Origin of the sequence: Vibrio eleionomae (assembly GCF_009874545.1) — a bacterium.
GTDB lineage: Bacteria > Pseudomonadota > Gammaproteobacteria > Enterobacterales > Vibrionaceae > Vibrio > Vibrio nitrifigilis.
This window is the reverse complement of record NZ_WEKT01000062.1, coordinates 1-17,951: the sequence shown is the minus strand read 5'-3', so window position 1 is coordinate 17,951 and position 17,951 is coordinate 1. Positions and strand designations below refer to the sequence as shown.

12 protein-coding genes are annotated in these 17,951 nt (G+C 43.2%); 7 read left to right on the top strand and 5 right to left on the bottom strand.

From position 1 onward, the window contains the following. The first annotated feature begins 325 nt into the window (after positions 1-325). On the top strand, positions 326-1,243 hold the full coding sequence (locus tag F9817_RS20670) for an ABC transporter substrate-binding protein (RefSeq protein ID WP_161158091.1): 918 nt from the start codon (positions 326-328) through the stop codon (positions 1,241-1,243). 81 nt (positions 1,244-1,324) lie between these two features. Here the strand turns inward: F9817_RS20670 and F9817_RS20665 are convergent, their stop codons facing one another. Then, entirely contained in the window at positions 1,325-2,227 is a 903-nt protein-coding gene (locus F9817_RS20665; protein ID WP_161158090.1) for a DMT family transporter, read from the bottom strand. Positions 2,228-2,437: 210 nt separating this feature from the next. Further along, positions 2,438-3,991, bottom strand: coding sequence for a carboxylesterase/lipase family protein (locus tag F9817_RS20660; RefSeq protein WP_161158089.1), 1,554 nt, complete (start codon positions 3,989-3,991; stop codon positions 2,438-2,440). 353 nt (positions 3,992-4,344) lie between these two features. Between F9817_RS20660 and F9817_RS20655 the strand changes: the two genes are divergently transcribed. After that, positions 4,345-5,853, top strand: coding sequence for a LysM peptidoglycan-binding domain-containing protein (locus tag F9817_RS20655; RefSeq protein ID WP_161158088.1), 1,509 nt, complete (start codon positions 4,345-4,347; stop codon positions 5,851-5,853). 79 nt (positions 5,854-5,932) lie between these two features. After that, on the top strand, positions 5,933-6,532 hold the full coding sequence (locus F9817_RS20650) for a LysE family transporter (RefSeq protein WP_161158087.1): 600 nt from the start codon (positions 5,933-5,935) through the stop codon (positions 6,530-6,532). A 98-nt stretch (positions 6,533-6,630) separates the two neighbouring features. On the opposite strand, the gene arfB is transcribed toward F9817_RS20650, so the two are convergent. Continuing rightward, positions 6,631-7,044, bottom strand: a complete 414-nt coding sequence (gene arfB / locus F9817_RS20645) for an alternative ribosome rescue aminoacyl-tRNA hydrolase ArfB (protein ID WP_161158086.1) — start codon at positions 7,042-7,044, stop codon at positions 6,631-6,633. A gap of 292 nt (positions 7,045-7,336) precedes the next feature. Between arfB and F9817_RS20640 the strand changes: the two genes are divergently transcribed. From F9817_RS20640 to F9817_RS20625, 4 genes are all read left to right on the top strand, one after another. After that, the gene (locus F9817_RS20640; protein WP_161158085.1) at positions 7,337-8,446 is read left to right on the top strand and encodes an ABC transporter substrate-binding protein; all 1,110 of its coding nucleotides are present in this window, start codon (positions 7,337-7,339) and stop codon (positions 8,444-8,446) included. 254 nt (positions 8,447-8,700) lie between these two features. Further along, positions 8,701-11,904 carry a DUF748 domain-containing protein gene (locus F9817_RS20635; protein ID WP_161158084.1) on the top strand — a complete coding sequence of 1,068 codons (3,204 nt, stop codon included), beginning with the start codon at positions 8,701-8,703 and terminating at the stop codon, positions 11,902-11,904. Positions 11,905-11,985: 81 nt separating this feature from the next. Beyond that, positions 11,986-13,227 carry an HD-GYP domain-containing protein gene (locus F9817_RS20630; protein ID WP_161158083.1) on the top strand — a complete coding sequence of 414 codons (1,242 nt, stop codon included), beginning with the start codon at positions 11,986-11,988 and terminating at the stop codon, positions 13,225-13,227. A gap of 75 nt (positions 13,228-13,302) precedes the next feature. Continuing rightward, positions 13,303-16,428 (top strand): DEAD/DEAH box helicase, encoded by a 3,126-nt coding sequence (locus F9817_RS20625; RefSeq protein WP_161158082.1) that lies wholly within the window; start codon positions 13,303-13,305, stop codon positions 16,426-16,428. 732 nt (positions 16,429-17,160) lie between these two features. On the opposite strand, the gene F9817_RS20620 is transcribed toward F9817_RS20625, so the two are convergent. Together F9817_RS20620 and F9817_RS24155 are read right to left on the bottom strand one after the other, a co-directional pair. Beyond that, entirely contained in the window at positions 17,161-17,568 is a 408-nt protein-coding gene (locus F9817_RS20620) for a hypothetical protein (protein ID WP_161158081.1), read from the bottom strand. A gap of 91 nt (positions 17,569-17,659) precedes the next feature. After that, positions 17,660-17,951, bottom strand: a 292-nt coding sequence (locus F9817_RS24155) for a hypothetical protein (protein WP_237476306.1), incomplete at its 5' end; no start/stop codon positions are given.

Genomic DNA, 17,951 nt, shown 5'->3' with positions numbered 1-17,951 from the left:
AATGATTTGCACCATGGTTAACACTGCTGATTATGTCAGTGTGCTAGTACACTAGTTAGTAAATACTTCGTCTATAACCATTGATATATATAGTTTTGAATTTATCACGTATTGAAAAAGATGCAAATAAAATGCAATTGTCGTGGCGTCGTAAAAGTAGGGTGAACACCGTTATTACTATTGATGGCGAACCTAGTTCGATAAGGTATTGATAAAGATGGGTTCTATCGCAAAGCGGGTTTTTATGTATAATCAGGAAAAATGACAATAATTCTTATTCCCATTTTTATGGGGAGATAGATATTGATAGATAGCAGTGATGATTATGATGACATTTAAGCAATTAATCCAAAGCGCATTGTTGGTTGGGAGCATGGCTAGTTTTTGTGCCAATGCGTTTGAGGTCAAAGATGCTAAAGGCACCCATGAGTGGCAACAGCCTGCGAAGCGAGTGGTGGTTTTAAATTGGTCTGCGGCTGAAGCGATGTTCACCCTTGGTGTGACTCCTGTCGGGATGGCGGATCCTAATGGGTATGATGATTGGGTTAAATTACCTAAGCGTCCGACTGACATTACCAATATTGGTATGCGTGGTGAACCAAACTTAGAGCGTATTCATCAGCTTAAACCCGATGTCATCATCAGTGGGGCCGAACAGGGCAGCGCCTATCAATCTTTAGCGCAAATCTCGCCTGTTTTAAGTTTTGATACCTTTCGCGTGGATCATCAAAATGGCCCAGCCGTTGACCAAGCATTTTTAAATATGGCGAAAGCGGTGGGGAAAGAACCTGAAGCAAAAGCATTTTTGGCACAGAGGACGAAAAAAATAGCCCAGTGGCGTGAGCAATTAGAGGCGCATTTCAACCATCATATTCCCAAAGTTGTGATGGTACATTTTTCCGACACCAGCCATGTTTCCGCCTATGGTAAAAACTCCACCATCGAATACGCATTATCGCAATTAGGCATTAAACCAGCGTTACCATCAAAACAAACGGCCTGGGGGATGACAACCTTACCTTTACAGCAGTTAGCTCAAGTAAACGAAGGTGTCGTGATCTACATCCGTCCATTTACTCAAGAGAAAAAGCTGTTTTCTTCCGTGCTTTGGCAGCACCTACCTTTTGTAAATAAGGGGCACTTCCTTACGGTTGAGCCTTGCTGGACTTATGGCAGTGCTGAGTCTGTAGAACATATTGCGCAAGCAGCAACACAAGCATTACTCACTTTGCCTAAAAGCTAAGAAATTCTCTGATTTAAACAGACAAAAAAGGCGCTTCTTTAATCATAAAGAAGCGCCTTTTTTATTGAATTATCGTAGTGATTAGCGTCGTCTGAGTAACGGAATATGCTGACCAAATACGTTAATCAATGCGCCAGACACAATGAAAATCCCCCCGAGGTACGTCCACACGGATGGTACTTCTTTGAACCAAATAACGCCGATAAGAATCGAGAACACAATTTGGATGTAAGAAAACGCGGAGGCTCTTCCCGCATCTTGTGTTTGCATGGCTTTGGTTAAACCGTATTGACCAATTTGGGTAAAAATACCAATGAAAATCATCATGATGGTGACGTTCCATTCAGGCATTACAAAGTTTTGCCCAGCCAAAATAATCGATACCGGCAGTGCCACCATTGGGAAGTAGAAAATGATCACTGAGCTGTCTTCTGTGCGGCTCAGTTTCTTCACAATCACATAAGCGATAGAGCTACCAAATGCGCCGCATAGCGCGATAACGACGCTAAACAGAGAAATATTGGATGGCCCATTCGTTGCCAAATCGGGATGCAACATGCTGTAAAGCCCGAGTAAACACAACACGATACAGACTAATGTTGCGGGTTGAACACGTTCTTTCAAAAACAGTACGGCCAATAGGGCAGTAAAAACGGGGTGAACGTATTGCAGAATGGTCGCTTCTGCCAAAGGCAGCGAGGTAACCGCATAATACACACACATCAATGATGCCGTGCCGAAAGCGCCACGAGCGAACAAGAGTTTCTTATTATTACCCCAAATGGAGATGCGTTTTCTTTTGACATCAACATAGCTGATGATCAGAGAAACCAGTGCGCGCGCGGCGACAATTTCAAAGACAGGAATGCCATAATTGCTGACCCCTTTAACAAAGGCAGTCATCAAGGCAAATCCCATGGCAGAAAGAAACATAAAACGCACACCAATTGGGAATATTGGTGAAGATTGTTGAGCAGATAACATGATTAAAAACTGATTAGCGCTTAAAGAGGTGGTTAATTTATCGCTGTTCGTATGTGATGTCGCGTACTTTCATCTATTAAAAGTAACAATGAGTGTATTTTACTGAAATCGAGCTTTAAAACGCATAATCAATGGCACTTATCCCTAAAGCCTTCGAGCATAAAAAAGCGAGCTCATAGGCTCGCTTAATATCATTCACGGGCTGGAATTTTAATTCAATTGCACTTCAGGATGTTGCTGTAAAAAATCCAAACGCGCTTTACCGGGTTCATTTATTGGTTGCTCGCCATGCACATCGATTTTCCACAAGGTCTCTTTTTGTTGTGGATTGTATTGCGGCCAAGTACCAAAAGCGATGGGGTTAGGATTACCATGCTTAGCAAAATGCACCCAGCGTTCCATCATATTGTTTGCTAGGGCTTTATCTTCTGGTACGGCTTGGAATGGTAGTTGATCAATATTGCCAAACACATACGGAATTTCTCCGGTATGAATTGCCCCTGGGAAACCACGATTGTCGCCAGGGCTTACATAGCTAAAGTAATAACGCCAAGTCGGCTGTTTAGCATTCACTGAGCTGGTGGCGAAACGGCGAGTGTTCATCGTCGCAAAAATATCAGTCGCTAGTTGAAACTCTTTATTTTTTATCGAATGAGTGCCGTAACCATCGGTCAATTGCTCCGCTTGAGGCCAGAGTTTACCCAATTTTTCTTTGACTGATGCTGCCCATGCTGGTGGGAAGAACCCTGCTTCATCACTGTTGCTGCCGATAACTAGAGGCACGTGTTGATAATCACCTTTTGCCATCGCAACTTGGGTCTTTTCTGTTAACGAGACGCCATCAATAATTGGCATGGTAGTCGTTTTAGCTAGCGGTAAGGTCAACAGTTGCTTAGCTGGAATGGCACGCAATTGTTTCGGTGTCATCTTCGCTATCGTTTTGGGTAGTTGTTTTTGAATCCCTTCTACCGCTTGCTGACGGGTAAATTCAGGTAGCGCTAGCGCACCAGATTCCATAATGGCTTTGTTAAAAAGTCCTTTGGTTTGTGGTGACGTCATCAAATATCCGACAGAGGCACCGCCAGCGGATTCGCCCCAAATCGTAACATTGTTCGGATCACCGCCAAACTGGGCGATATTATGTTTTATCCATTTAAGGGCAGCAATTTGATCGAGCAAACCAAAGTTCAGTGCTTTGCCATGCTCTTCTTTATCTAGAGCTGGGTGAGGGAAAACACTCAATGGACCAAGACGATAATTTAGAGTGACGACCAACACACCTTTTTGCGCTAACTTAGCACCGTCATACAACTTAAGCGATGTTCCACCCATGCGGAATGCGCCACCGTGGATCCAAACCATGACCGGGTATTTATGTTCCTCGAAGCGGCGTTTGGGTTGCCAAATATTTAACGTTAGGCAATCTTCACTCATTGGGCGTTGACTTAACACCGCTTCAGGGCCTTTCGGTGGCGGTGTTTGCATACAGGAAGCGCCAAATTTCATCGCAGTTTTGATGCCTTGCCAATGTTTCACTGGCTGCGGTGCCTTCCAGCGCAGATTTCCAACGGGAGGTTGGGCATAAGGAATGCCTTGCCAAGTGCGAGTATATGGCAGCGATTTTCCCTGAATCTCGCCCGCTTGAGTGTGCACAACCAGAGGATCTTCGGTTGCTGCATGAGCAGAAAGAGACAACAAACTAATACCACTTAACACGCCTGCCCAAAGGCGTTGGCGTGTCCAACGTGAAGTCAACGTTTTCATAATGAAAGAGTATCCTAACAAGATAATGTCTAAACTTGGATACATCACCATAATCGAATATAAAAGCGTATAAAAGCTTATTTTTCAACCAAATAGATTACGCATAATCCTATTGATTTCACTGTGCAACAATTAAACATTTAGGGATGTAAATCATCTTACCGTCGTGAATTGCGGTGAGGTCACTTGGGGATATTAAGTGTTTGGCCAAAAATGTGATCTTGAGTCTAAGCTCTGTGGTTCTGACAATGATTTGACCATATGGATTAGTTTTTATTCAGTCATAACAGTATTATAGCGAGCATAAAAATAATGCAACATGGCTAGGCAATACACAAATAATGACTTACCGAATGACACGATTTGCAGAGTTAACCAACTCTGAGTTTAATCAGGTCGAAGGTGGGCTGGATCAGCTATCCCGTGAAGAACTCAACGCTCTCGTTCCCGAGGGCATGGCTTTGGAGAGTTTTGAGGATAAGCTGAGAGAGGGTCATCTTTGGCTGTTACAGCAAGCGATAAAGAATCCGGCATTAAAACACCAAATGTCGGCAATCAATAGTGCCGCTCAAGAACTAGCAAAGACCTCAAAGGAGCCCAAAGAGCCCGGAGTTCGTCATGCTTTACCTGAGTCGCTAGAGAGAGTGTTGTCTGCGTTAAAACAACCCTCTTCTTCGAATAAAAGTACGAAACCTCACCGCCCAAGTTATGGTGATGTCACACCGTTTTCCCGTCACCCTCATTCTATTCATGATGTTCAATCGCTGGCTGATGTTCGTCCTGATTTCAGTGATACCATTCACCCATTACGTCATGAGTACAGTTTTGAAGTCGCGTGTTCAGAGCAAGCGTTGATAAACAATGTTGGGTGTCATTTCTCATTAGGTAAAACAGTTCGTGAACCTATGCTGGGCAATTGGCATAAATCACATACCCGTTTTGGTACTAAATTCACGATTCATACGGCCTTTAATGAGCCAAAACAGTTGATGGTTCAGGTCGGAAGTGCGCCAATGGGAGTGACTCTGGCCGATAGCGTTAAACTGGACGAAATCGGTGCCGTAGACAGCATTCGTGATTCATTTATCCCTGTAATTCCTGCTGTGCAAACAGGGGGACGTTTGGGATTACCGACCGAAGGTTATTACTACCATATCTGTAATCGCCATTTGGTGCAGGAGTATAAGATTTTAGGTGAAGGGAAGTGGAGTTTTTACGCCACTCGTTCAACTCACCGTGCTCTTGACGACCGCCAAGGCTTTAATCGCTATCAAAATGCGATATTACTGTTTTGGAAATTGCGTGGTCGTATGATTAAAAATCAGCGTTTGGTCTATCTTAAGCAGCAGATAACCCGAGAACAATTGGATAATTTGAACGACCAATGGCTTGATCAACACAGCGTAGTGATTGATATTCCTAGCTTACTTAAAACGACCAAAGAGTCGATGGTCACAGCGAATCAAGAGCAGTGGCTAGATGATTACTCAGAACGTGGCGCGACTACTTACTTCGTGCAACGTCAACTGGGTAGCTCTAAACGTGAAAGTTGGAATTCGATTGCGATGAAACACGGTGTGTCTCCTAAGCGATTATTAGAGCTCAATCCAAGATATCAAGCTGATCCCGCGTCTCTAAAAGTGGGCGATGAACTTATCGTGATTGATCTGGAAGCGAAAGCGATGGCTGGATACAACAACGAAAGCTTACCCGCGTTAGAACCCAAAACGTATAATCGTGCCATGAACGCATTTTATCGTTATCCACAAAAACTGTTACGCAATACTGATATCCGCGCACTGAACTGCCATAGTGTGGTGGACGATAGTTTGCCAATCGTGAATATCACGTCGGTAGGATAATTTATTAAATTTAAATGAATTGTTATTCCCATTAAAAGCATAATAAGACAGAATGGTGACTCTGATATGTGAGGAACTTATGTCTTATCTTGCTTTTGCATGTGCTGTATTTTTGCTGATTATTTCACCTGGCCCGATAGTCAGTTTAGTTATTTCTCAATCTCAATATTCGATTCCCAAACGCATCATTGCTGGCACAGTGATATCTGCGCAAATTCTCTTGGCCATCAGTTTCTTGCTCTTGATGTACGCAATTAATATCAACGGTCAAGCTTTGAATATTTTGCAAGGTCTTGGCGGCTTGTACTTGCTTTATATTGCCGCTCATTCATTTTATGAAATCCATCAAGCAAAAGAGGAAGAGAGTAGTGTGGAGGAGAGCGTCGATTTCTGGATGGCGCTTAAGCTGGGATTGTCTAATCCCAAAGACATTCTGTTTCTTGTTGCCTTTTTACCGTCGTTCATTGCGGTTAACGGCCAATTCACAGTGCATGCCATCTGTTTGATGTTGATTTGGCTGGCGATAGATATCTCTATCATGCTGATGTATAGCGTGTTAGCAAATAAGATATTTCAGTGGAAATCGGGGCAAAAAGTATTGACGATTGTGCCATGCTTTACCATCTTGGCATTTGGCTGTATCGCTTTATGGCAAAGCGTTTCGGGGCTATTAGCGTAGTCATATCACTGGCTTTTGGGTTACCGTGTTCTTTATGCTTTTGGAGTATGAGGACACCCATGATCTTTTTGCTTTTTTAGCTTTGGGTTACCCATGATCTAAAAGCTAACTTTACTGCGCATGGTTTTCTTTTGTCCTTGTTTTTTCTTGGTATCCACACGGCGCACCTGCGATGCTCGGGTAGGGCGCGTCGGGCGACGTTTCTTCTGCACTACCATCGCTGATTGAATCAGTTCGACTAATCGAGCCAGTGCATCTTCACGATTTTTCTCTTGTGTACGATGCGTTTGTGCTTTGATCACGATGACGCCATCTTTCGATATTCGTGAGTCATTTAATGCCAACAGCCGCTCTTTATAAACAGCGGGAAGCGTGGAATGAGGGACATCGAAGCGTAAGTGAATTGCAGACGACACCTTATTCACATTTTGCCCGCCATTTCCCGCTGCGCGAATAGCACTGAGTTGGATCTCCCAATCGGCAAGTGTCACAGTGTTAGAAATTTTGAGCATGGTGGCCTCCTTGAAAAGTCCCGATTGTAAAGCGTTGGAGTAGGAAGTCAAAAACACCGCAAATGCAGCTCGATTCAAACCGCCTTTCTTTGGCTAAAAACATCGAGCTATTCCATCAGCATTTTCTGAATTAACAGGTTGGTTAATTAAATAATCCTTATAAATGTTAATCACTTATCATATAAGTAAAAATGATATTGATTATCATTTGTCGTTGTTATATTTATGCTCTCAAAACATTCACCTAGTTATTAGTGACTGGGTAACGCAATAAAAATAATGAGAGCTCAACATGACCTTTAAATCAGCCTTAATTACCTCGTTACTGACCATGGGAGTGGTCGTCTCTTCGGCACATGCCGAAGTGCAAAGCATTCATGATGTATTAGATCGCAACGTCCAAGTTGATGTGCCCGCTAAGCGTGTCGTACTTGGCTTTTATGCCGAAGATTATATGGCCATTGGTGGCGAACAAGCTTTTGACCATGTGGTGGGTTTATCACGTGATACTTGGAAAGTATGGCGTCCAACCAGTTGGCAACTTTATACCGAACACGATCCTAAACTGGCACAGATCCCAGATGTTGGTGAAGTAGAAGCGCAAACTTTTTCGATTGAAAAAGTCCTTAGCTTACGCCCTGATGTGGTGGTGTTAGCCGATTGGCAATATCAGGGGTTAGGCGTGGATGTGAAGCGTTTAGAACAAGCCAATATTCCCGTGGTGGTTGTGGATTACAATGCCCAAACAAGGCAGAGACACATTAAAAGCACGCAGATCATTGGCCAGTTAACAGGGCAGAACAAGCGAGCAGATGAGATCGTAACGGGTTACTCGCACGCGATGGATTTGATTGAAAAACGTATTAAAGAGGCCAAGTTACCTAAGCCAAAAGCGTATGTGGAATTTGGTAATAAAGGGCCAAGCCAATACAGCTTTACCTATGGTAAAAATATGTGGGGAGCCATGTTAGAACAAATCCATGCCGATAATATTGCTGCGCCATATGTAAAATGGTGGGGTCCGATTAACCCAGAGCAAGTGTTAGCTGCGAAGCCTGAAGTGATCTTTATTGCAGGTACTGAATCGACCAAAGTGCAAGGTTCGATGCTGATGGGGGAAGGCGTGAAGCGTCAAGATGCGGTTGACCGCTTAAAAGGATTTACGCAGCGTGCCGGTTGGTCGCAGCTTCCTGCGGGACCTCAAGATGCAGGATTCAGAGCTTCATCAACGAGCCTAGGTCAAGCTCAATCACGGCAGGAATGGTCATTCCCTTTTAACGTGATTGGGCGCAGAAATAGGTTTGTTGATGAGCTCCCGAAGGGCGAGTTTTATTCGCTCCTAGGCGGTGTTACTGATTTTCTACGTAGAATGACTATGTCTTCAAATCAGTGCCTTGCCTAAGAGCGAAGACATTCTCGCTGAAACAGCATCTTGAGGTTACTTGGGTATAGTCATCATGCTTATGTCGAGACACTGTTTCGTCGCCTAACGCAGTGATTAATGCCCGCTTATTAGCGGGTATTTTTTTGGCTCGCGATCAACCTCAATGTCAAATTTCTCAAAGAGTTGCTGTTCATAGTGTGAATATTAGGGAAAAGTGTTTAATACTAAAGGAGTATTCATATTTTCGAGGGGTATTCTCTCGCGAGGCGACAATGACAATCTCACTAAAAAAATGGTTACAGCGTTTTAAAGCACGGCCAAAATATCAGCGCGTATTGACCTATTTGATCTTAGTTTACGGGTTTTACCTAATTTTGCTGGGTGGGATTATTCCCGCGGTATTACAGCGCCAGTTGCCCGAAAAAGCCAGTGCGATGCTTGGTCGAACCGTGTCCATTAGTGAAATCCATATCAATCCCTTTTTATTACGAGTCACCATTAACCACGGCAACATCGCGAACTGGCAGCACGATAGTGCCCAACCTAACTTGTTTAGCTTTGAACAGTTTCAAGCTCAGTTTCAGTTTTGGCAAAGTCTATTCACACTTACGCCAACCGTAAAAGATGTGGTGTTAACCAAACCTAATTTGCTCGTAGTCCGTCAGAAAGGTGAGGGCTCGCAGCCAGAATTTAACTTTACTAGCATTGTCGATAAGCTGGCTGAAAATTCAGCCGATGGCAAAGAAAAATCAAGTGAATCACAGAGTGGTGGGGCCTCATTTCGAGCTAACCGTATTGCGTTAGTGGGCGGTACGGTGAAATACCAAGATCATATGTCTAACGCGGACATAGCTTATCAAGGCGTGTCATTTGAACTAACACACCTTGATCTACAAGCCTTGATGCAGGCTGCTGATAATAGTGACAAAGTTCAGAACCAATTGCATGTGATGGCGCAAGGCCATGATGGACAAGATATTTCTATTCAGGGGCAGTTCCAAGTTCAGCCACTTCAAGCCAAAGCAAGTTTTGCTCTCGATAATATTGATTTAACGGATTTTTGGCCGTTTGTCCGTCATCAGGTGACCGCTCAGTTACAACAAGGTTCTTTAAGTACCAATGGTGAAGCCTCTTTTGCCATGCAAGGGAACACCCCGACTTATTCATTAACTCAAGGGCGAGTTGCGTTAAGTGATGTATTGTTCGTTCAGCCAACAACAAATAGCATCAAGCAAGCAGATGCCAATAAGGAGAGTCAGCGTTCTCACGTTGGGCTCCAAAATTTTATTGTTGATGAGATTGCGCTGGATTCCAAACCGCAAAAAGTCACCATCGGCAGTGTCGATTTAACGGGGTTAGACGTTCGAGGCGTTCTCGATAAACAAGGTGTGGACTTGCAGCGTTTATTCACCCCGATCACACCGCATAAACCAACGACTAGCCAATCTGCCAGCGTGGCGAATAACAACGCGGCTAACAATCAACACAAGACTGGAAGTGCCCAACTTCAAGCTGAGAATCCGCCATGGGTCGTGCAGGTGCAAAATGTGCATTTAGCGGGTGATATTGCTCTGCAAGATAAAGCGTATTCAGGGGATGATACTAATCATGCGGTGACCTGGAATATCTCATCAATTGCTGTGCAGTTATCGCATATTTGGAGCGATTTTAGTCAGCCGATTCACTATTCTTGGTCGCTACTCCTAAATAATTCAGTCGCGAATGCGGCTAAAGATAATGTGGGCACTGGCGGTGAGTTCAGCGGTAAAGGGCAAGTTAACCTCGCTACGTCCGAGCTTAACACTCATGTAGCGTTTAAAGATTTTAATTTAAGCTCGCTACAGCCTTATCTGCAGCAGTATATGAATTTATCGTTAAAACAAGGCCGTTTTACCACCGAAGGCGATGTGTCTAGCCAGTGGACGCAAGGCAAAGCAACATATCAGGGAAGCTTAGCCGTGGAGCAATTGCGATTGGACGATCAACGCAGTGCTGAGCCGTTAGTCTCTTGGCAATCCCTGCAAGTGGATAATCTGTCTTTTTCGCAAGCTGAGAATCGTCTGGCGATTAACCAAGTCACCCTGACTAAACCTTATGCCAAAGTCATTATTCATAAAGATAGAACCACTAACCTTAGTGATATTGCGAAAACTGCCACTGATACGTCAAAAGTCGATGAATCGAGCACCGCACCTGCGAATAAGGAGGATCAGGCTGACTCTACTAATCAAAAGGCAACCCTTGCCTCCCAGTCTGCTCTTCCTATCGCATTGACTTTAAAACGAATTAAAGTGGTTGATGGCTCAGCGTATTTTTCTGATTTGTCTCTCACCCCGAATTTTTCATCCGGTATCCGTAGTTTGGATGGGGCTATTACCGATTTAAGCTCTCAAGGAAATACGGCTGCCAACGTGAACTTAAAAGGGAAAATCGACCAATATGCCCCAATTAGCCTCACGGGTAAGGTAAACCCTCTGCTTGAAAAGCCCTATTTAGATTTAGACCTGAATATTAAAAGTGCGGAGTTAACGTCTATCAACTCTTATTCAGGCACTTATGCGGGATACTTTATTGATAAAGGGCAGCTTTCGTTAGGGCTTAACTACCATTTGGATCAGGGCAAGCTAAAAGGTGAAAACCATGTTTATATCGACCAGCTTACATTGGGTAAACCGAGCGATTCGGATCTCGCAACCAGTTTACCAGTGAAGCTGGCGATTGCACTGCTGCAAGATCGTAATGGTGTGATTGATTTGGGCGTTCAAGTGAGTGGTGATGTCGATGACCCAAGTTTTGGTATTGGCAGTGTTATCTGGACCGCAGTGAAAAACATCATCACTAAAGCCGTGACTGCGCCATTTTCATTGTTATCTAATCTAGTGGGGAGTGATGAAGAACTTAATGTGGTGAATTTCGCGGCAGGACAATCGCAATTGACGCAAGAGGAACAAGAGCGTTTAACCACGTTAGGTAAGGCATTAAAACAGCGTCCACAACTGAATGTAGACGTTGCCGGCAGTATTAACCCCACAGCGGATGCGAACGCATTAGCTGAACTGCAACTACGTAAAACGCTGTTTAAGATGGGAGTGAAAAATGCCCCAACTTTAACCGCAAGCTATGTTTCTTCAGATGACGAGGCGGTAGATGCAGTCGAAGATTTTTATGAAGACAAAATCGGTAAATCGATCAGTGATCAACGGGACGCTATCGAAGAGAAGTTAAAGCAAGCGAGTGATAAAGTCAGTGACGAAGACATTGATACGCGCCTTTACGCGAGTTTATACAATCAATTACTCAATGCTGAACAGGTTTCTCCTGAAGCGCTACGTCAACTATCGGTAGCGAGAGCACAAGCAGTCAAAGCCTTTTTAGTGAATCAACAAGAGATTGACCCTGATCGCATCTTCTTACTCAGTGGGCGTAAAAACAACTCGGCGAAAAGTGAGGTATTGCTAACGCTCAAGCCTCAGTAATCCAACCGGAGTCTCACTTGGTACGGTAGAATTAGACTAGGTTAATTATTAGCAAGTGCTAATAATTAATGGGAGTGTGCCATGGATATTGCTAAGGATGCGTTATCAATCCGACTTCGGGATATGATTATTGCCATTGAAACAGCCGTTTCTCTCGTTGGTATTGATGATACTAATCATGGCAAGCGTGTTGGCTACATCGCATCGTCTATCGCTCAGCAGCTTGGATACAGCAGAGAAGATATCGAGTACGCGTTTGAATTCGGCATGTTGCATGATATTGGCGTTTCTACCAATGCGACTCACCAAAAATTGGTCACAGAGTTTGATTGGGATAATGCGCAAGAACACTGTCAAATTGGTTATGACTTACTAAAATCATTTTCGCCATTAGCCCATTTTGCTTTGCCGATCCTTTATCATCACACTGCTTGGCAGCCGCTCAAAAATCTGGATATTCCACAGTATGTCGCACTGATGGCGAATCTCATTTTCCTCGCGGATAGGATTGATGTTCTTGCTGCAACCCATTATGAACACGATATTTTATTAGCACGAAAAGATATCGATAACGAGATTGTTCGCCAGCAGGCGCGCTATTTTGAGCCCACTTTAGTTGATGCGTATTTGGAACTTTCTAAATCTGAAGCTTTTTGGATCATGTTACAAGGTCAACATATTTACCGTTTTACGTGGGAAATGGCCGCGCGCAAAACACAAACGCATGAATTGAGTTTGGATGAAATTAAACAGCTTTCCCAAATTATGGCCTATATCGTTGACCAAAAAAGCCCGTTTACTGCGGAACACTCACTGCGTGTCGGTGAACTTTCTCTTTATATTGCAAAGAACTACGGCTTAGACGAAGAGCAGTGTAAAAAAATTGAAATTGCTGGGTTACTGCATGATTTAGGAAAGCTTAATATTCCGGATGAAATACTGGATAAACCCGGCAAGTTGAACGACGACGAACGAGCCATCATGTTCCACCACAGTTACGAGACCTACGAAATTTTGCGTCATATTGCTGGGTTGGAAGACATCGCCCAGTGGGCTGCATTTCACCACGAAAGTATTAATGGTAAAGGGTATCCATTCCACAAAACGGCCTTGAGCCTTTCTACCGAAGCAAGAATTATCGCTGTGAGTGATGTCTTTCAAGCTCTTGCACAAGCGCGACCATACCGAAAAGGACTTGATGTGAATAAAATTGTAACCATTCTTCATGACATGGTGACAGAAGGAAAACTCGACCAAAGCATCGTGCATTTTGTCGAGCAACATCAAGATGAGTGTTATCGAGTCGCGGTGGGAAGTTATTAATTATAAAACTGATCTCTTATTTAATTTATAAAGTCCGTATACTCTTGCTGTGATGATTAAACATAATGGAATCAGATGCAGCAGTTAGGGATTTACGAACAACTGATCACTCAGTTAATAGACAGCCAGCTAGACCGAGACCATTTCTATGTTGGGGAGCGAGAACTCACCAGTGCAGAGGCCACGGTTTGGTTATCCCGTTTTCTGACCCATATTCTCGAATTCGCCATCGGTGCGGTTCCTTCTGGTGAAGACCAACTTCAAAAGCAAATCGAGCTTTCTAACCAACTGATTCTCTGGTTTAAAGACCAAGTTGCTGATGATGGTTTCTTTGAAGACAACCTCATTCAGAGCCAAGGTAAAATCCTTACAGCTTTGTATGACTTAGAGAATCCCGTCGCGGCTGAGCTGAAAAAGTACGTTGAAGAGATCACGCCATTAACGGGTTTAACTCAAAGCGAACTATTCAGTGGCAGTAACGCTGGGTTATCGCTGGAATCAGAGCTGAAACGAGAAATTCGCTCCGCCGATAAAATTTATTGGTTGGTTTCTTTTATCAAATGGGCTGGTATTCGGATTTTTCGTAAAGAGCTGGAAGAATTTACCCACAGTGGCAAGCAGCTCAAAGTGATCACCACTTCGTATATGGGCGCAACGGATGCCAAAGCGGTTGAATACTTGGCAAGTTTACCCAATACCGAAGTGAAGCTCAGTTACAACAGCGACCGTGAGCGTCTGCACGCCAAAAGCTATCTATTCTTACGTGATACAGGCTTTCATACTGGTTATATTGGTTCTTCTAATTTGTCCCGCTCAGCACTTACCAATGGTTTAGAGTGGAACTTAAAAATCACCGCGCAAGAAATTCCCCATATCATTCAAAAGTCATTTAGTACCTTTGAAACCTATTGGGCTTCTAATGAATTTGAGACTTTCAATGGCGATGCCAGCAGTTGCGGCAAGCTCAAGCAAGCATTGAAGCAGCAACGAGGCGAGGGCAGTGATGAGCCAACGCACTTCTTTGATATCAAGCCCTTTGCGCATCAAAGCGATATTCTCGAACAGTTAAGCGTTGAGCGCGAAATACATCAGCGTTTTCGAAACCTCGTTGTTGCAGCAACAGGAACAGGGAAAACCTTAATCTCGGCATTCGATTTTGCGCGATTCGCGAAGCAAAAGCCCAATGCCACATTCTTGTTTGTTGCCCATCGAGAAGAAATTCTAAAACAAGCCCGCGCGGCTTATCGTGGCGTGTTACGCAATGGCAGTTTTGGTGAACTTTGGGTCGGTAGTCATACACCGGATCACTATCGCCAACTGTTTGTCTCGATTCAAACATTAAACAATCAGTTGGAACAGCTGAGGCTCACGGCTGACTTTTACGATTACATTGTGATAGATGAAGTGCACCACATTACCGCGAGCAGTTATCGCAGCGTATTGAATCACTTTACCCCTCAGATTTTACTAGGGTTAACAGCAACCCCAGAGCGGCATGATGGTGGCGATATTTTGCAAGATTTTGGTGGCGTGATTGCCGCTGAAATTCGCTTACCTGAAGCGATTAACCTCAGGAATCTGTGTCCATTTCAATATTTCGGCATCGATGATGATATCGATCTACGCACGATTTCTTGGTCGCGTGGGCGTTATGAAGTTGCGGAACTGACTAACCTTTATACCCATAACCACAGCCGCTTAAATAAAATTATGCAAAGCATGCAGGAGATCATTACTGATCTCAGCTGCATGAAAGCCTTGGCGTTTTGTGTTAGCCAAGAGCATGCCCACTTTATGGCTAAGCAATTTATCCTCAAGGGTATAAAAGCGGATGTTCTGACCAGTAAAAACAGTCAAGAGCGGCAACAAAAGCAGCAAGCGATTCGCTCCGGTACCATTAACGTATTGTGCGTGGTCGATATTTTTAACGAAGGGGTCGATATCCCCGAAGTGGATACCTTGCTCTTTTTACGTCCGACTGAAAGCTTGACGATTTTCCTCCAGCAACTTGGGCGTGGTTTGCGTTTATCCGATGAGAAAGAGTGTTGTACCGTACTCGACTTTGTTGGGAATTCTCGTCCCGAATACGATTTTGCCAATAAATTCCGCGCCTTGATTGGTAAGAGCAATCGCGCGATTGGCGATGAAATTAAACAGGGCTTTCCGCATGCGCCTTTGGGGTGTCGAATCGAATTAACTAAACAGACGCAAGAGATGGTGCTGCGCAATATTCAGCAAGCAGTTTTAACTTCCAAGCGGTTGCAAACCATGATTCGCCAGTTCTCTATGAACTCCGATTTGCCGCTGACCTTGGGCAACTTTTTAGGATTGAATCCGCAGGTCGATATTCACGATCTCTACAAACGAGATGCTTGGACGAACTTAGTCAATAAAGCGTTTGATAACGATGTTAACGCATTACCCAAACACATTGTTAATGGCATCAAAAATCGCGTGCTGACCTGTGATGATCGTGAGTATCTGCTCGCAATGCGTCATTTGTGTTTGAATGGCTTTGATGTAGCCGATACCGATCCCCGTTATGCGTTGATGTGTCACTACGATTTTTGGCAACAAAGTGGTCCCGCTGTGGGTTTTGTATCATTGCAAGAGAGCCTAAAAGCCTTACAACAATTCGACTTCAAACAAGAATTGAAAGATGTGCTTAACTACCAATTAGCTCAAACCAAGCATGAACAACCTGCTATGCCAGCGCTGGTGGAGGTGCCACTTAAACTCCACGCACGTTATGCCCGTGAGCAGATTTTAGTGGGATTTGGTGCTACAACGTTTGATTATCAGCCGCCAGCACGAGAGGGGATTTTTGTACTCAAAGATCACAACATCGAACTGATGTTTGTCACCCTTGATAAGAACGAAAAGCAGTTTTCACCCACCACCATGTATCACGATTACGCGATTAACGAACAGTTGTTTCACTGGCAATCGCAAAACAGTTCGCGCCCCGATCGCGGCCGAGGCAAAGAGTACATCGAACACCAGAACATCGGTAAGCGCCTGTTCCTCTTTGTGCGTGAGCAAAGCAAAGACGAATACGGCAGAACTATGGGTTTTGTGAACTTTGGGGAAGTCAGCTACATCTCCCACACCGGATCGCAGCCTATGAATATTACGTGGGAACTACACACCCCAATGCCAAACTTTATGTGGCAGCAGGCTGCGAAGTTGGCAGTGGGGTAGGGGGAGTGGGGTTGTTCAGCTCACTACCTCTGCATATGAGAGATTAGTTAACTTATTTTTGTACAAAAATCATCTGAGGTTTATAGTTGTATCCAACACATTTCGGGTGAGAAAATGTATGGGAAATTCCGGTAGTGTTCTAATTACCTACCCTTAGCCTCAGTTATACACAATTCCTTCGAGATTGCATAAGTACGGCTTGAATAATGGAGTGATACTTTACGAAGAGAAGAACACTCAACATAACCAGATAAATTATCATTAAATTTTGCATACGTGATGATTGCTAGTAACGGTGAAACCACTATACAAATCACAAGACCAACTTTGTTGATATTTCCAAGAGGGAAAGGAAGCCTAACTATTTGATTAACCCAGTAGAAAAGAAAATAAATACAGATGAAAAATGAGGCGTAACATCCCCAAATGTTAAGAAGACCATCAACCTTCACTACATCAGACGTCGTAAATAGTTTTTCCAAAATATCCCAACAAAAAAAAACACTTACCGACATAAATAAAAAGATTATGACTATTCTCACAATAATAATCAAAACAACTCCTTTACGACTTTAGTGAAGTCATTTGTGTAGCCTTTCATATTATCAACATAATCCAGCCCTTGACCTAAAACAAAAGAGGCTGCTATGAATACGGCCCCAGTCAACAAAACACTTGCTGTAGCCGGTAAAGCAACAGCAGTAATCGCAGCCGCACCAACCAATAATAACCTTACCTATCCTTAGCCTCAGTTAAACACAGTTCCTTCGACATGGCATAAGTACGACTAGAATAATGAAGTGACACTTTACGAAGAGAAGAACACTCTACATAGTCGGAGATGTCTGCATGCACTTTTGCGTATGTAACAACTGTAAGCAAAGGAGATATAATTACTCCAAGTACCACTACCGGTTTAGTAAAATTACCTATAGGGAACGGTAAATTAATAATTTGTCCTAACCAGTAAATTAATCCATAAAGACTAATTAAAAATAAACCGTATACTCCCCAAATATTAAGTACACCGTCTACTTTCACCACATCTGAGATATCAAAAGCTCTTTCCACTATATCCAAACTGAGAAAACCACTCCCCAATATCACTAAGACAGAGATAAATAACCGTAAGAAAATCATTCAAAAAATTCCTCTACAGCAGCTGTAAAATCTTTTGTATAACCGTTAAGTTCGTCTACATAATCCATCCTAAATTAAAGAGAATTATACTTTAAAACTTTTCGCACTGAGAGACATCAATGACATACTCGTGCATTAAATTTTTTTTATAACCTAGTTTTTTAGGGCACTCAACCATATTCTTAGGTTTAATTATAAAAAAATAATTAGAATAATTAATGCCCAATCCAACAATGGAACCTAAAAATAAAGAAATATAGAACAGTTTAATATTGTTTTTATACTCACATTTTTTTATTAGGCACTTTAGCGATAAATAGAATGATATAACACTAAAAATTGCAACACCCCACGTTGCATTAAATGGCAAAGCTAAATCACTA

Excerpts from the sequence above, each read along its gene's own strand:
- F9817_RS20670 (WP_161158091.1), top strand. The coding sequence starts at position 326 with ATGATGACATTTAAGCAATTAATCCAAAGCGCATTGTTGGTTGGGAGC.
- F9817_RS20665 (WP_161158090.1), bottom strand. The coding sequence starts at position 2,227 with ATGTTATCTGCTCAACAATCTTCACCAATATTCCCAATTGGTGTGCGT.
- F9817_RS20660 (WP_161158089.1), bottom strand. The coding sequence starts at position 3,991 with ATGAAAACGTTGACTTCACGTTGGACACGCCAACGCCTTTGGGCAGGC.
- F9817_RS20655 (WP_161158088.1), top strand. The coding sequence starts at position 4,345 with ATGACACGATTTGCAGAGTTAACCAACTCTGAGTTTAATCAGGTCGAA.
- F9817_RS20650 (WP_161158087.1), top strand. The coding sequence starts at position 5,933 with ATGTCTTATCTTGCTTTTGCATGTGCTGTATTTTTGCTGATTATTTCA.
- arfB (WP_161158086.1), bottom strand. The coding sequence starts at position 7,044 with ATGCTCAAAATTTCTAACACTGTGACACTTGCCGATTGGGAGATCCAA.
- F9817_RS20640 (WP_161158085.1), top strand. The coding sequence starts at position 7,337 with ATGACCTTTAAATCAGCCTTAATTACCTCGTTACTGACCATGGGAGTG.
- F9817_RS20635 (WP_161158084.1), top strand. The coding sequence starts at position 8,701 with ATGACAATCTCACTAAAAAAATGGTTACAGCGTTTTAAAGCACGGCCA.
- F9817_RS20630 (WP_161158083.1), top strand. The coding sequence starts at position 11,986 with ATGGATATTGCTAAGGATGCGTTATCAATCCGACTTCGGGATATGATT.
- F9817_RS20625 (WP_161158082.1), top strand. The coding sequence starts at position 13,303 with ATGCAGCAGTTAGGGATTTACGAACAACTGATCACTCAGTTAATAGAC.
- F9817_RS20620 (WP_161158081.1), bottom strand. The coding sequence starts at position 17,568 with ATGATTTTCTTACGGTTATTTATCTCTGTCTTAGTGATATTGGGGAGT.